Origin of the sequence: Nocardioides thalensis (assembly GCF_013410655.1) — a bacterium.
GTDB lineage: Bacteria > Actinomycetota > Actinomycetes > Propionibacteriales > Nocardioidaceae > Nocardioides > Nocardioides thalensis.
In genome coordinates this window covers 2,337,669-2,353,047 of record NZ_JACCFP010000001.1, presented here as the reverse complement: position 1 = coordinate 2,353,047, position 15,379 = coordinate 2,337,669, and the positions used below count along the sequence as shown (strand labels likewise).

Genomic DNA, 15,379 nt, shown 5'->3' with positions numbered 1-15,379 from the left:
CTAGACTGGTGGAATGACAGAGGAACGGGCCTCCGTGGCGGGGGAAGAGGCGCCCGCCCGCCCCGTTCCCGCGCGCCCGTCGCCGGCCCCGGCTGTCTCCAGCGACGCGACCAGTGGCGGCCGTGGCATGCGCGCCCGGCTCGCCCGGATGGGCACCCGCGGCCAGACGACCAACCCGGTGCTGGAGCCGCTCTTCCGCGCGGTCCGCACCAACCACCCGAAGGCCGACCTCGCTCTCCTGGAGCGCGCCTACGTCACGGCCGAGCGCCTGCACGGCGACCAGATGCGCAAGAGCGGCGACCCCTACATCACGCACCCGCTCGCCGTGACCACGATCCTGGCCGGCATCGGCATGACCGAGCCGACGCTGGTGGCGGCGCTCCTGCACGACACGGTCGAGGACACGCCGTACACCCTCGAGCAGTGCCGCAAGGACTTCGGCGACGAGGTCGCGCAGCTCGTCGACGGCGTCACCAAGCTCGACAAGGTCGTCTACGGCGACAACGCGAAGGCCGAGACGATCCGCAAGATGATCGTCGCGATGTCGCGCGACATCCGGGTGCTCGTCATCAAGCTCGCCGACCGTCTCCACAACATGCGGACGCTGCGCTACGTTCCTCCGAAGTCGCAGGAGCGCACCGCCCGCGAGACGCTGGACATCTATGCGCCGCTGGCCCACCGGCTGGGCATGAACACCATCAAGTGGGAGCTCGAGGACCTCGCGTTCGCGACGCTGCACCCGAAGATCTACGACGAGATCGTGCGGATGGTCGCCGAGCGTGCGCCGTCGCGCGACTCGTTCCTCGCCGAGGTGATCAGCCAGGTCGAGAAGGATCTGCGCGAGGCGAAGATCAAGGCGACGGTCACCGGGCGGCCGAAGCACTACTACTCGATCTACCAGAAGATGATCGTCGGCGGCCGCGACTTCTCCGACATCTACGACCTGGTCGGCATCCGCATCCTCGTCGAGGAGGACCGCGACTGCTACGGCGTGCTGGGTGTCCTCCACTCGCGATGGAACCCGGTCCTCGGCCGGTTCAAGGACTACGTCGCGATGCCGAAGTTCAACATGTACCAGTCGCTGCACACGACGGTGATCGGCCCGCAGGGCAAGCCCGTCGAGATGCAGATCCGCACGTTCGCCCAGCACCGTCGGGCCGAGTACGGCGTCGCCGCGCACTGGAAGTACAAGGAGGACGGGCGCACCGGCCAGGACACCGAGAAGCGCGGCGACATGGACGACATGTCCTGGGTCCGCCAGCTGCTCGACTGGCAGAGCGAGGTCGAGGACCCGGGGGAGTTCCTCGAGTCCCTGCGGTTCGAGATCAACCAGACCGAGACCTACGTCTTCACGCCGCGCGGCGACGTGATCGCCCTGCCGTCGGGCTCGACGCCGGTCGACTTCGCCTATGCGGTGCACACCGAGGTGGGCCACCACACGATCGGCGCCCGGGTCAACGGCCGCCTGGTTCCGCTCGAGTCGACGCTCGAGAACGGCGACGTCGTCGAGGTGTTCACCTCCAAGGCCGCGACCGCGGGTCCCTCGCGCGACTGGCTCAACTTCGTGAAGTCCCAACGGGCGCGCTCGAAGATCCGCCAGTGGTTCACCAAGGAGCGTCGCGAGGAGGCGATCGAGCACGGCAAGGACGAGATCGCCAAGCTGATGCGCAAGGAGGGCCTGCCCCTCCAGCGGCTGCTCAGCCACGACTCGCTCACCCGGGCGGCGGAGCAGTTCCGCCTCGCCGACGTGTCGGCGCTCTACGCCGCCGTGGGCGAGGGCAACCTCGGCGCTCCGACCGTGGTCCGCAAGGTCATCGAGCTCCACGGCGGCGACGAGGGCGCACAGGAGGACCTGGCGGAGGCCGTCACCATCACCGGCCGCTCCCGCCGCCCGCGGATCAGCTCCGGCAGCGACTCCGGCGTGATCGTCAAGGGCGCTCCCGACGTCTGGGTGAAGCTCGCCAAGTGCTGCACCCCGGTGCCGCCCGACGACATCCTCGGCTTCGTCACCAAGGGCGGTGGCGTGTCGGTCCACCGCAAGGACTGCACCAACGCCGCGAGCCTGATGAGCCAGCCCGAGAAGGTGCTCGAGGTCGAGTGGGCGCCGTCGGGCCAGTCGACGTTCCTGGTCAACATCCAGGTCGAGGCGCTCGACCGCTCCCGCCTGCTGTCGGACATCACGATGGTGCTGTCCGACGCCCACCTCAACCTGCTGTCGGCGAACCTGACCACCACCCGCGACCGGGTCGCCAAGATCCGCTTCACGTTCGAGATGGGCGACGCCAAGCACCTCGACACGGTGCTGAAATCCGTGCGGACCGTCCCGGGTGTCTTCGACGTCTACCGGGTGACCCAGTAGTCAGCTGAAGTCGGCTGAAGCGCGCTTGGCCATCTCCAGGAAGCTCCGCCGGCCCTCGAGGTTCTCCTCGAGCTCCTTGATCTTGCGCTGGTCGCCGGCGGCGCGGGCCTTCTCGAGCTTGGCCTCGGCGTCGGCGATCGCGGTCTCCAGCTTGGAGACCATGTCGTCGGCGCGGGCGGACTTCTCCGGGTCGGACTTCTTCCACTGCTCGTCCTCGAGCTTGCGGATGGCCTGCTCGACGGTGCGCATCCGGCCCTCGAGCTCCTTGATGCGGTCGCGTGGCACCTTGCCCGCCTCGTCCCAGCGGTCGGCGAGCTCGCGGAAGGCGGCCTTCGCGGCGGCCAGGTCGGTGACGGGGAGCAGCGCCTCGGCCTCGACCAGGATCGCCTCCTTCACCTCGGCGTTGGCGGCGAACTCGGCGTCGAGCGCCGCGTTGGCGGCGTCGCGGGCACCGAAGAACTTGTCCTGGGCGCCGCGGAACCGCTGCCACAGCTCGTCGTCGACCGCCTTGGGCGCCGGGCCAGCCGCCTTCCAGTCACGCATCAGGTCGCGGTAGCGGCTGGCGGTCGGGCCCCAGTCGGTGGAGTCGGCGAGGACCTCGGCCTCAGTGGCGAGCCGCTCCTTGATGATCCGGGCGGCCTCGCGCTTCTCGTCCTGCTCGGCGAAGTGGGCCTTGCGCGCCTTCGTGTACGCCGACCGCGCCGAGGAGAAGCGCTTCCAGAGCGCGTCGTCGGCGGCCTTGTCGATGCGGGGGAGCTGCTTCCACTGCTCGAGCAGCTCGCGGAGCCGATTGGCGCCGTTCTTCCAGTCGCGGCCGCCGGCGATCTTCTCCGCCTCCGCGGCGAGCTGCTCCTTCTGGGCGCGGGCCTCGTCCTGCCGCTTCGCCTTCTCCGCGCGTCGGTTCTCCCGCTGCGCCGCGATCACGGGCAGCAGCTCGTCGAGCTTCGCGCAGAGCGCGGGCAGGTCGCCGACCGCGTTGGCCTCGGGCAGCGAACCGCGCACGGTCTTGATCGTGGAGAGCGCCTCGTCGGGGGAGAGGACGCCGGAGGTGACCCGTCGGTGGAGCAGGTCGACCTCGACCGCGAGCGCGTCGTACCGCTTCGTGTAGAAGCTCAACGCCTCCTCCGGAGAGACGTCGGGCACCTGCCCGACAGCCCTCTCGCCGTCAGCGGTCTTCACATAGACGGTGCCGTCGTCGCCGACGCGTCCCCACTCACTCGCAGTCACAATGGGCCATGCTAGGCGAAGGAAGCCCGGCCGATAGGGTGGGTTGGTGCTGATTGCCGCCTTCCCCGCCGGACCGTGGGGCACCAATTGCTACGTCGCGGCCACCGCGGCGGGCAACGAGTGCGTGGTCATCGACCCCGGCATGGACGCCGCGGACGGCATCGCCGAGGTCGTGCGCGAGCACCGGCTCAAGCCCGTGGCAGTCCTGCTGACCCACGGCCACGTCGACCACATGTTCTCGGTGACCCCGGTCTCCGGCACCTACGACGCGACCGCCTGGATCCACCCGGGCGACCGGCACCTGCTCGCCGACCCGATGGCCGGCATCTCGGCCGAGTCCGCCGGGATGCTCCTGGGCGGGAAGTACGAGTTCACCGAGCCCGACGACGTGAAGGAGCTGGGCGACGGCGCCGAGCTGGAGCTGGCCGGCCTTCGCTTCCTCGTCGACCACACCCCCGGCCACACCGAGGGGTCGGTGACGTTCCGAACCCCGTACGACGCCGCCGACATCAGCGAGGTCATGTTCTCCGGCGACCTGCTCTTCCAGGGCTCGATCGGCCGCACCGACCTGCCCGGCGGCGACCACCCCACGATGCTGCGCAGCCTCACCGAGAAGGTGCTGCCGCTCGCCGACGACATCGTGGTGCTGCCCGGTCATGGCGACCAGACGTCCATCGGCCGCGAGCGCGCCACGAACCCGTTCCTGCTCGACCTGCTCCAGCAGGGGAGCGCCGACCGCGTCACCCGAGGTCTGTAGAAGATGGCGAAGCCCACCCCGCTCAGCGGGTTCCCCGAGCTGCTCCCTGCCCAGCGCCAGGTCGAGCAGCAGGTCCTGGCGACCCTGGCGTCGACGTTCGAGCTGCACGGCTTCGGCAGCATCGAGACCCGTGCCGTGGAGCCGCTCGACCAGCTGCTGCGCAAGGGCGACACGTCCAAGGAGGTCTACCTCCTGCGCCGGCTGCACGAGGAGTCGGCCGAGGGTCACGCCGGGATGGGCCTGCACTTCGACCTGACGGTGCCGTTCGCGCGCTACGTGCTCGAGAACGCCGGCAGGCTCGAGTTCCCGTTCCGGCGCTACCAGATCCAGAAGGTTTGGCGGGGCGAGCGGCCCCAGGAGGGCCGGTTCCGCGAGTTCACGCAGGCCGACATCGACGTGGTCGGCCGCGACACCCTGCCGTTCCACCACGACGTCGAGGTCGCGCGCGTGATGCTCGACGCCCTCGCGCGGCTCGACTTCCTCCCCGGCTTCCGCCTCCAGGTCAACAACCGCAAGCTGATCCAGGGCTTCTACGCCGGGCTCGGCGTGAGCGACGAGGGCATCGACGAGGTCATGCGGCTGGTCGACAAGCTCGACAAGCTGCCCAGCGACAAGGTCCGCGAGCTGCTCGTGAGTGACGCGGGCATCACCGACGAGCAGGCGGAGCGCTGTCTCGCTCTGGCAGCGATCCGGTCCGTCGACGACTCGTTCGTCGCCCGCGTCCGCGAGCTCGGTGTGGACCACCCGCTGCTCGACGAGGGGCTCGACGAGCTGTCGACGCTGGTCCGCGCGTGTGCCCCGCTGGCCACAGAGGCGGTCCGCATCGAGGCCGACCTGTCGATCGCCCGCGGCCTCGACTACTACACCGGCACCGTCTTCGAGACCCGCCTCGACGGCTACGAGTCGCTCGGGTCGATCTGCTCCGGCGGGCGCTACGACGCGCTCGCGAGCGACGGTCGTACGACGTACCCGGGCGTCGGCATCTCGCTCGGCGTCAGCCGGGTGCTGGTGCCCCTGCTCCAGCGCGGGCTGGTCACCGCCGACCGCTCGGTGCCGAGCGTGGTGCTCGTCGCCGTGACCGACGAGGAGTCGCGCGGCGACGCCGACGCGATCGCCACGGCGCTCCGCGCCAACGGCGTGCCCTGCGAGGTGGCGCCGACCGCCGCGAAGTTCGGCAAGCAGATCCGCCACGCCGAGCGGCGCGGCATCCCCTTCGTCTGGTTCACCTCGCCGGAGGGCACCGGCGAGGTCAAGGACATCCGCACCGGAAACCAGGTCGCCGCCGACCCGGCGACGTGGCAGCCTCCGACCCACGACCTGCGACCCACGGTTTCGAGGCTCGCTTCGCTCGCACCTCAACCACCGATGAACAAGGAGACCAACCCGTGATCCGCACCCATGACGCCGGCACCCTGCGCGCCGAGCACGTCGGCCAGACCGTCACCCTCGCCGGGTGGGTGGCCAACCGGCGCGATCACGGTGGTGTCGCCTTCATCGACCTGCGCGAGGCCAGCGGTGTCGTCCAGGTCGTCATCCGCGACGAGTCGGTCGCCCACGCTCTCCGCGCGGAGTACTGCCTCAAGGTGACCGGCGAGGTCGTCGCCCGCAAGGAGGGCATGGAGAACCCCAACCTCGCGACCGGCGCGGTCGAGGTCGTCGCCAGCGACGTCGAGGTGCTGTCGGCCGCCGCGCCCCTGCCGTTCCCGATCTCCGACCACGTCGACGTGGGGGAGGAGACCCGGCTCAAGCACCGCTACCTCGACCTGCGGCGTACGGCGCCGGGCAACGCCCTGCGGCTGCGCAGCAAGGTCAACAAGGCGGCCCGCGACGTGCTCGACACGCACGGCTTCGTCGAGGTCGAGACCCCCACGCTGACGCGGAGCACGCCCGAGGGCGCCCGTGACTTCCTGGTGCCGGCCCGCCTGCAGCCCGGCAGCTGGTACGCCCTGCCGCAGAGCCCGCAGCTCTTCAAGCAGCTGCTGATGGTCGCCGGCATGGAGCGCTACTTCCAGATCGCGCGCTGCTACCGCGACGAGGACTTCCGCGCCGACCGCCAGCCGGAGTTCACCCAGCTCGACGTCGAGATGAGCTTCGTCGACCAGGACGACGTGATCGCGCTGTCCGAGGAGATCCTCAGCGCGCTGTGGAAGCTCGTGGGCTACGAGATCCCGCTGCCGATCCCGCGGATGACCTTCGCCGACGCGATGGCCCGGTTCGGGTCCGACAAGCCCGACCTGCGGATGGGCCAGGAGCTCGTCGAGTGCACCGACTACTTCAAGGACACCCCGTTCCGCGTCTTCCAGGCGGAGTACGTCGGCGCGGTCGTCATGCCCGGCGGAGCGAGCCAGCCCCGCAAGCAGCTCGACGCCTGGCAGGAGTGGGCCAAGCAGCGCGGTGCCCGGGGCCTCGCCTACGTGCTCGTCCAGGAGGACGGCGAGCTCGGCGGCCCGGTCGCCAAGAACCTCTCCGAGGAGGAGAAGGCCGGGATCGCCGCCCACGTCGGTGCCCAGCCCGGCGACTGCATCTTCTTCGCGGCCGGCGCCACCAAGTCCAGCCGCGCGCTCCTCGGCGCCGCCCGCCTGGAGATCGGCCGCCGGTGTGGCCTGATCGACGAGGACGCCTGGGCGTTCGTCTGGATCGTCGACGCCCCGCTGCTCGAGCCGGCCTCCGACGCGGTCGCCTCCGGTGACGTCGCGGTGGGCTCAGGTGCCTGGACCGCGGTCCACCACGCGTTCACCAGCCCGCAGGACCCCGACGGCTTCGACCAGGACCCCGGCAACGCCGTGGCCTGGGCCTACGACATCGTCTGCAACGGCAACGAGATCGGCGGTGGCTCGATCCGTATCCACCGCGAGGACGTCCAGAAGCGCGTCTTCGCGCTCATGGGCATCGGCGAGGCCGAGGCCGAGGAGAAGTTCGGTTTCCTCCTGGAGGCGTTCAAGTACGGCGCGCCGCCGCACGGCGGCATCGCGTTCGGCTGGGACCGCATCACCGCGCTCCTGGCAGGCACGGACTCGATCCGCGAGGTCATCGCCTTCCCGAAGTCCGGCGGTGGCTTCGACCCGCTGACCGCGGCACCCGCGCCGATCACCCCGGAGCAGCGCAAGGAAGCCGGTGTCGACGCGTCGCCACAGAAGGATCTCCCGGTTTAACCGGCCACCGAGACCAGATCGTTACCGGTCGGTGATCTGTTACGTGGCTCACCTCCCTTAGAGTCTCGCTCGGCGCGAGTGCGCTGAGTCGCCCATTTCGGGAACTTGAAAGGGATCGCATGACGCTGCCTGCGACCGACCTCGCAGTGCACGAGGAGGCCACCGAGCCGGTGGCCGATGAGGCCTCGCGCAAGGAGATCGCCGGACGCTCGCCGACCCGGATCGCCATCGACCGGCTCCGCAAGGACCCGATCGCGGTCATCTGCTTCCTGGTCGTGCTGTTCTTCGTGATGGTCGCGGTGCTCGCCGACGTGTGGCTGAACCTGTTCAACGTCTCGACCGACACGGTGCGCGCGAGCGACTACGTCGACCTCACGACCGGTCTGCCGACCGTCGGCCCGCCCAACCACGGGTTCACGATGGAGCACCCGTTCGGCGTCAAGCCCGGTGACGGGACCGACCTGCTCGCGATCTGGATCGAGGGTTGCCGGACGTCGCTCATGCTCGCGTCGCTCGCGGCGGTCCTGTCGACCATCATCGGCGTGACCCTGGGCCTGATCGCGGGCTTCAAGGGCGGCGTCTTCGACACCCTGATCTCGTTCACGACGAACCTTTTCCTCACCTTCCCGTTCCTGCTCGGCGCGCTGATGGTGGCGCCGATCGTCAACGAGCGGTGGGGCGACCAGCCCGAGAAGATGAAGACCTACAGCTTCGTGGCGCTGATGCTGATCCTCGTGTTCTTCAGCTGGATGAGCGTGGCGCGGCTGGTGCGCGGCGAGGTGCTGTCGCTGCGGGAGCGCGAGTTCGTCAAGGCGGCGCGCGTCATCGGCGTGCCGACCTGGCGGATCATGGTGCGCGAGATGCTGCCCAACCTGATCGCTCCGATCGTCGTGTCGTTCTCCCTCGGCCTGCCGGCGTTCGTGGCGGCCGAGGCCGGCCTCTCCTACCTCGGCATCGGCATCATCGGCCGCGAGTCGTGGGGCCGCACCATCGTGGCTGCCACGGACTGGTGGGACCTCTACCCGCAGTACCTCCTCGCGCCGGTCATCGGTGTCGCGGTCCTGTGCGTCGCGCTCAACTTGCTCGGCGACGCCATCCGCGACGCGTTCGACCCGAAGACCCGACGCTGACCCACCCCAATCGTCGGCCGAGCGCCTCGGTCAACGCACAAGAAAGGCTGGATACATGAATCGGAAGAAGGCATTCGCCGCCGCGCTCAGCGCGTCGGTGATGACCCTCGCCCTCGCCGCCTGCGGCGGCGGGGACAGTGACGGCGACGGTCCCGGCTCCGCCGGCGACGAGGACCTCGCCAAGGGCTCGACCAGCTCGGGCGGGAAGAACGCCGAGGCCGAGGGCCCGGCGCCGGAGCTCGAGGGTGCCCAGGAGGGTGGCGACCTGACCGTTCTCGCCCCCGACCCCGACGACGGTGCGGACTCGCTCGACCCGGCCGGCCTCTGGTCCGTGACCGACAACGGCATCGCGCAGAGCCTCCTGTTCCGCTCGCTCACCACGTTCCGCCAGTCCGAGGACGGCAGCTACGAGCTCGTCCCGGACCTCGCGACCGACCTCGGTACGCCCAACGAGGACTTCACGGAGTGGACGTTCACGCTGAAGGAGGGCATCAAGTGGGAGACGGGTGACCCCGTCACCGCGGAGGAGGTCGCGTTCGGCATCAAGCGCAGCTTCGACGCCGACACGTTCGCCACCGGCCCCGGCACGGCGTACTCCAAGCCGTACTTCGAGGGTGGCGACAAGTACAACGGTCCCTACAAGGACGGTGACGAGTTCCCGGGCATCGAGGTCCAGGGCAACGACATCATCATGCACTTCAGCACCCCGTTCCCGGAGATGGACTACTACTCGGTCTTCCCGGCGATCGGCCCGGTGCCGCTCGACGCCTCCGAGCAGGACTACGGCCTCAAGCCGCTGGCCACCGGCCCCTACAAGGTCCAGGAGTTCGTCCCGAACCAGAAGCTGGTCCTCGTCCAGAACGACCAGTGGGACCCCGAGACCGACCCGGCTCGTCGTCAGCTCGTCGACTCCTACACCTTCGAGTTCGACGTGAACCCGAAGGTCGCGGCCGAGACCGTGTTCAGCGACGAGGCCGGCGCGACGACCATCGTCACCGCGCTGCAGGGCACCGACTACACCAAGGCGACCCAGGACGGCCTCGAGGACAAGATGCTCGTCGGCCCCCAGCCGTGCACCAGCTTCGTGATGCCGAAGTACAGCGAGATCCCGGAGCTCGAGGTCCGGCAGGCCCTGGCCTACGCCTACGACTACGAGAACATCTGGGCCGCCGGCGGCGAGGTCCCGGGTATCACCCGGGCCAACGGCGTCACCGACGAGTCTCTGGGCTTCGGCCTGCTGCCCCCGGGCATGGCCGGTCGCCAGGTCTGGGAGGGCCCGGACGGGGAGGGCATCACGTTCGACCCGGAGAAGTCGAAGGAGCTGCTGAAGGCGGCTGGCTTCGAGCCCGGTGAGTACGAGGTGCAGTTCGTCTACGACGCGTCGACCCCCGAGGGCGAGGCGAGCGCCGAGCAGCGCAAGCGCGGTTACGAGGAGTCCGGCTTCAAGGTCGAGATGTTCCCCTACACCGGCGGCTCGCTGTACGACGTGTGGACCGACCCGAACAACAAGCTGTACAAGAAGATCAACCTGCTCGGCACCGCGTGGTGCCAGGACTGGCCGTCGGCCTCGACGTTCCTGCCCGTGATCGTGGGCGCGGACCCGGAGCCCGGTCCCTACAACACCGGCGCGTTCAGCGAGGACTCGGTCAACGCCGAGATCGAGCGGATCCAGGGTCTGCCGGTCGAGGAGCAGGCGGAGGCCTGGGGCGAGCTGGAGCAGACCGTGATGACGGACTTCCAGCCCGTGATCAACACCGGTTACTACCAGGTGATCTTCGGCATCGGCAGCAACGTCGAGGGTCTCGCCAACGACACCTCCGTCGGTGGCGCGCCTGACTACCGCACGATCTACATCGCTGAGTGAGCGACCTGATCGCTAGGTAGCACCGATTGCGAGGTCGGGTGGGGTCTCACGGCCCCACCCGACCTCCCACCTGTCCCGCGTCGTCGTAGAGGAAGCAGATGTTCTCGTTCCTGGTCAAGCGGATCCTCTCCGGATCGCTGATCATCGTGCTGGTCTCGATGATCGTGTACACGCTCTTCTTCTTCGGCCCTGAGAGCCCCGCCCTCGAGCTGTGCCGCCGCGACACCAACAACCGGTGTGGCCCGGACTCGGCGAAGCTGGTCGAGTACGAGGACCGGCTCGGCTACAACAACCCTGTCCACGAGGAGTACGGCAAGTGGGCGAAGGGTCTCGTCGCCGGCCGTGACATCCACGTGGGGCAGACCGTCTACGAGTGCCCGGCTCCCTGCCTGGGCCTCTCCTACCGCGACCGCTCCCTGGTCACCGACCAGATGAAGAAGCGGTTCCCCGTGACCCTCAGCCTGGCGATCGGCGCCTCGTTCCTCTATCTCGCGATCGGCGTCACCGTCGGCGTCCTCGCGGCCCGAAGACGGGGCACGTTCGCCGACAAGGCGCTGGTGTCGTCGACACTCGTGCTCAGCTCGATCCCGTACTACCTGGTCGCGCTCATGAGCTTCCTGTTCCTGACGCTCGACACCTCGGTGTTCCCGGACGTCGGCTACACACCCTTCTTCGACAATCCCGCGAAATGGGCGACCGGGTTGCTCCTGGTGTGGCTCGTGATGGGCCTCTACGGAGCAACCTCCTACACCCGTTACTCCCGCGGCGCGATGGTCGAGTCTCTCAACGAGGACTACGTGCGCACCGCGAAGGCGAAGGGCCTGAAGGCCCGGTCGGTCGTCGCCAAGCACGCACTGCGCTCCGCACTCGTGCCCGTCGTCACGATCTTCGGCCTCGACGTCGCGTTCCTCATGTCCGGCACCGTGTTCACCGAGCAGATCTTCAGCCTCGAGGGCATCGGCAAGTGGGGCGTCGACGCGGTCAACATCATGGACCTACCGGTGGTGCAGGCAACGTCGCTGGTGCTCGCCATCTTCGTCGTGATCTCGACCATGGTGGTCGACATCCTCTACAGCGTGCTCGACCCGAGAGTGAGGCTTTCATGACCGGCCCGGAGACCTCCGGCCCCTACCTGGAGGTCGAGAACCTGACCGTCAGGTTCCCGACCGCAGACGGTCTCGTCCAGGCGGTCACCGACCTGAGCTACAGCGTGGAGCTCGGCAAGACCCTCGGCATCGTGGGTGAGTCGGGATCGGGCAAGTCGGTCTCGAGCATGGCGGTGCTCGGCCTGCACGACCGGCGCTCGGCCCAGATCGACGGCTCGATCAAGGTCGGCGGCACCGAGGTCGTCGGCCTGAGCGAGGACGGGCTGCGCAAGCTGCGTGGCAACTCGGTCGCGATGATTTTCCAGGACGCCCTCGCGGCGCTGCACCCCTTCTACAAGGTCGGCGCCCAGCTCGCGGAGGCCTACCGGGTGCACCACCCGGAGGTGTCGCGGCGCGACGCCAAGCAGCGCGCCATCGAGATGCTCGACCGGGTCGGTATCCCGCAGCCGGACCGCCGCGTCGACCAGTACCCGCACCAGTTCTCCGGCGGCATGCGGCAGCGCGCGATGATCGCGATGGGCCTCATCAACGACCCGTCGCTGCTGATCGCCGACGAGCCGACGACGGCCCTCGACGTGACCGTCCAGGCGCAGATCCTCGACCTGCTCCAGGACCTCCAGCGCGAGTTCAACTCGGCGATCATCATCATCACCCACGACCTCGGGGTGGTCGCGGAGATGGCCGACGACGTGCTGGTGATGTACGGCGGCCGGGCCGTCGAGTACGGCGCCTGCAAGGAGGTGCTGACCCACCCGGAGATGCCCTACACGTGGGGCCTGCTGTCGAGCGTCCCCGACGTCACGTCCGACACCGACGCCCGGATGATCCCGATCCCCGGCAACCCGCCGAGCCTCCTCAACCCGCCGTCGGGCTGCTCGTTCCACCCGCGGTGCCTGCACCGACACAAGGTCCCCGGGGACCTGTGCAGCACGACGCTGCCCGACCTGCTGCCGGGTGGCCGCGGCGCCGGCCACGTCAAGCGGTGCCACCTGGCCGACCCCGACGCGATCTATGCGGCCGAGGTGCTGCCGGAGATCGCCCCGAGCCTCGTAGAGGAGCGTTGATGAACGAGGTGCCGCGCGAGGCGGAGCCGACCACCGAGCAGGACATGGAGGACCGCCAGGCGGACCTCGCGGAGTACGCCCCGCCGTCCTTCGAGGAGATCGTGGGGGAGACCCACACGGCCGCCGAGCTTGACCCGAACGCCGAGCCGGTGCTGACGGTCGAGAACCTCCGGATGTACTTCCCGATCAAGACGCCGCTGATGCGGCGTACGGTTGCCCACGTCCAAGCCGTCGACGGGGTCTCCTTCCAGCTCCCGAAGGGCGGCTCGCTCGGTCTGGTGGGCGAGTCCGGCTGTGGCAAGTCCACGACCGGTCAGCTCATCACCCGGCTCTACGAACCGACCGGCGGGTCGATGATGTTCGAGGGCAAGGACCTCGCGCAGCTGAAGGAGAAGGAGCTCAAGCCGCTGCGGCGCGAGATCCAGATGATCTTCCAGGACCCCTACAGCTCGCTGAACCCGCGCCACACGGTCGGCGCGATCGTCGGCGAGCCGATGCGGGTGCACAACGTGGTGCCGAAGAACCAGGTCCTCAAGCGGGTCCAGGAGCTGCTCGAGGTCGTCGGCCTCAACCCGGAGCACTACAACCGCTATCCCAACGAGTTCTCCGGTGGCCAGCGGCAGCGCATCGGGATCGCCCGGGCGCTGGCGCTCCAGCCGAAGGTGATGGTCGCCGACGAGCCGGTCTCCGCGCTCGACGTGTCGATCCAGGCACAGGTCGTCAACCTCCTGCAGGACCTGCAGAAGGAATTCGACATCGCGTTCCTGTTCATTGCCCACGACCTCGCGGTGGTCCGGCACTTCTGCCCCGAGGTCGCGGTGATGTACCTCGGCAAGATCATCGAGATCGGCGATCGGGAGAGCATCTATGCCAACGCGCACCACCCCTACACCCAGGCCCTGCTGTCGGCGGTGCCCGATATCAAGCAGGCCGCCACGGGTGGGCGCCGCGAGCGGATCCGGCTCACCGGCGAGGTGCCGAGCCCGATCGACCCGCCGTCCGGCTGCCGGTTCCGCACCCGCTGCCCGCTCGCCCAGGAGATCTGCGCCCGGCACGAGCCGCCGCTGCTCCAGATCGGCAAGCGGCACAAGGTCGCGTGCCACTTCCCGGGCCGGCTGGGCGAGCACCCGCGCGAGCCGCTGACGGCGCGCCTGCTCGGTGTGGACGCTCAGGGTCAGCCCGACCCCGGTGCCAGCCCGGTCAACGACCTCGTCGAGCAGCCCGGGTACGCCGACACCTGGTTCGACCTCGACGCGAAGACCATCGGGCGCGCCTGACTAGGCTCGCTCCATGAGTGAGCCCGGCCTGTTCGACGCGCCCGACGGCGCCGCGACGCCGCGGGCCGGCGGCAGCCTGGCCGACGCGGCGCACGCGGCGGCGCCGCTGGCGGTGCGGATGCGGCCGCGGTCGCTCGACGAGCTCGTCGGGCAGCCGCAGCTGCGCGCGCCCGGATCACCGCTGCACCAGCTGATCGAGGGCGACAAGGCGATGTCGCTGCTGCTGTGGGGGCCGCCCGGCACGGGCAAGACGACGATCGCGTCGATCCTCAGCGGCCAGACCGGACGACGCTTCGTGGAGGTCTCGGCGGTGTCCGCCGGCGTCAAGGACGTGCGGGCCGCGATCGAGGCGGCGCGCTCCACGCTGGTGTCCACGGGCCGCGAGACGGTGCTGTTCGTCGACGAGGTGCACCGGTTCAGCAAGGCCCAGCAGGACGCGCTGCTCCCCGGGGTCGAGAACAGGTGGGTGACGCTGGTCGCCGCGACCACCGAGAACCCGTCGTTCAGCGTCATCTCGCCGCTGCTGTCCCGCAGCCTGCTGCTGCGGCTCCAGTCGCTCACCGACGACGACATCCGCGAGGTGGTGGAGCGCGCGGTCGTCGACGAGCGCGGGCTGGGCGGGGCGTACACGCTCGATGACGACGCCCGCGACCACATCGTGCGGCTGGCCGGAGGAGACGCGCGGCGGGCGCTCACCTATCTGGAGGCGGCGGCGGGGGCAGTGCCGTCGCGGGGTCTCGATACGTCCTCGCCTAGCGGCTCGGACTACTCGACCAGCCTGGTGATCGACCTGGAGACGGCCGAGACCGCGGCCGACCAGGCCGCGGTGCGCTACGACCGCGACGGCGACCAGCACTACGACGTGATCAGCGCGTTCATCAAGTCGGTCCGGGGCTCCGACGCCGACGCCGCGCTGCACTACCTGGCCCGGATGATCGAGGCGGGGGAGGACCCCCGGTTCATCGCACGCCGGCTGATGATCCTCGCCAGCGAGGACATCGGGCTCGCGGACCCGACCGCGCTGCCCACCGCCGTCGCGGCCGCCCAGACGGTGCAGCTCATCGGGATGCCGGAGGCGCAGCTCACGCTCGCGCACGCGACGATCGCGCTTGCCGTCGCACCCAAGTCCAACGCGGTGACCACGGCGATCGGGGCCGCGATCGGCGACGTGCGCGCCGGCAAGATCGGCAGCGTGCCCGCCCACCTGCGCGACGCCCACTACCCGGGGGCGAAGAAGCTCGGACACGGGGCCGGCTACGTCTACAGCCACGACGCCCCGTACGGCGTGGCCGCGCAGCAGTACGCGCCCGACGTCGTCGCCGACGCGGCCTACTACCAGCCGACCGAGCTGGGCGCGGAGGCCGCGGTGAAGCAGCGGTGGGAGCGGATCCGGCGGTTAATCCGGGGTGAGTGACCGAGGGGGCTGCCGATAGGCTCTCCTCC

General features: G+C 69.5%; 11 protein-coding genes. 10 read left to right on the top strand and 1 reads right to left on the bottom strand.

Features of this window, described 5'->3' with window-relative positions:
* Positions 1 to 13 precede the first annotated feature (13 nt).
* On the top strand, positions 14 to 2,359 hold the full coding sequence (locus HNR19_RS11550; RefSeq protein WP_218910221.1) for a RelA/SpoT family protein: 2,346 nt from the start codon (positions 14 to 16) through the stop codon (positions 2,357 to 2,359).
* On the opposite strand, the gene HNR19_RS11545 is transcribed toward HNR19_RS11550, so the two are convergent.
* Positions 2,360 to 3,586 (bottom strand): DUF349 domain-containing protein, encoded by a 1,227-nt coding sequence (locus HNR19_RS11545; RefSeq protein ID WP_179668054.1) that lies wholly within the window; start codon positions 3,584 to 3,586, stop codon positions 2,360 to 2,362.
* Between the two features lie 46 nt (positions 3,587 to 3,632).
* On the opposite strand from HNR19_RS11545, the gene HNR19_RS11540 reads away from it, so the two are divergent.
* The 9 genes from HNR19_RS11540 (at position 3,633) to HNR19_RS11500 (ending at position 15,350) form a co-directional block, all read left to right on the top strand.
* Positions 3,633 to 4,343 (top strand): MBL fold metallo-hydrolase, encoded by a 711-nt coding sequence (locus HNR19_RS11540; protein ID WP_179668053.1) that lies wholly within the window; start codon positions 3,633 to 3,635, stop codon positions 4,341 to 4,343.
* 3 nt (positions 4,344 to 4,346) lie between these two features.
* Positions 4,347 to 5,732: a histidine--tRNA ligase gene (gene hisS / locus HNR19_RS11535; RefSeq protein WP_179668052.1), complete on the top strand. Its 1,386-nt coding sequence runs from the start codon at positions 4,347 to 4,349 to the stop codon at positions 5,730 to 5,732.
* Positions 5,729 to 7,495 (top strand): aspartate--tRNA ligase, encoded by a 1,767-nt coding sequence (gene aspS, locus HNR19_RS11530; protein ID WP_179668051.1) that lies wholly within the window; start codon positions 5,729 to 5,731, stop codon positions 7,493 to 7,495. The genes hisS and aspS overlap by 4 nt, the downstream gene beginning before the upstream one ends.
* Before the next feature lie 119 nt (positions 7,496 to 7,614).
* Complete coding sequence (locus HNR19_RS11525; RefSeq protein WP_218910218.1) at positions 7,615 to 8,625, top strand: ABC transporter permease; 1,011 nt, start codon at positions 7,615 to 7,617, stop codon at positions 8,623 to 8,625.
* Between the two features lie 55 nt (positions 8,626 to 8,680).
* A complete protein-coding gene (locus HNR19_RS11520; RefSeq protein WP_179668050.1) occupies positions 8,681 to 10,489 on the top strand; it encodes an ABC transporter substrate-binding protein in 1,809 nt (602 codons plus the stop codon).
* A 98-nt stretch (positions 10,490 to 10,587) separates the two neighbouring features.
* Positions 10,588 to 11,595, top strand: coding sequence for an ABC transporter permease (locus HNR19_RS11515; RefSeq protein ID WP_179668049.1), 1,008 nt, complete (start codon positions 10,588 to 10,590; stop codon positions 11,593 to 11,595).
* Positions 11,592 to 12,659 carry an ABC transporter ATP-binding protein gene (locus tag HNR19_RS11510; protein ID WP_179668048.1) on the top strand — a complete coding sequence of 356 codons (1,068 nt, stop codon included), beginning with the start codon at positions 11,592 to 11,594 and terminating at the stop codon, positions 12,657 to 12,659. Before HNR19_RS11515 ends, HNR19_RS11510 begins: the two co-directional genes overlap by 4 nt.
* Positions 12,659 to 13,936 (top strand): ABC transporter ATP-binding protein, encoded by a 1,278-nt coding sequence (locus HNR19_RS11505; protein ID WP_281366474.1) that lies wholly within the window; start codon positions 12,659 to 12,661, stop codon positions 13,934 to 13,936. The genes HNR19_RS11510 and HNR19_RS11505 overlap by 1 nt, the downstream gene beginning before the upstream one ends.
* 13 nt (positions 13,937 to 13,949) lie before the next feature.
* On the top strand, positions 13,950 to 15,350 hold the full coding sequence (locus tag HNR19_RS11500) for a replication-associated recombination protein A (RefSeq protein WP_179668047.1): 1,401 nt from the start codon (positions 13,950 to 13,952) through the stop codon (positions 15,348 to 15,350).
* Positions 15,351 to 15,379 lie beyond the last annotated feature (29 nt).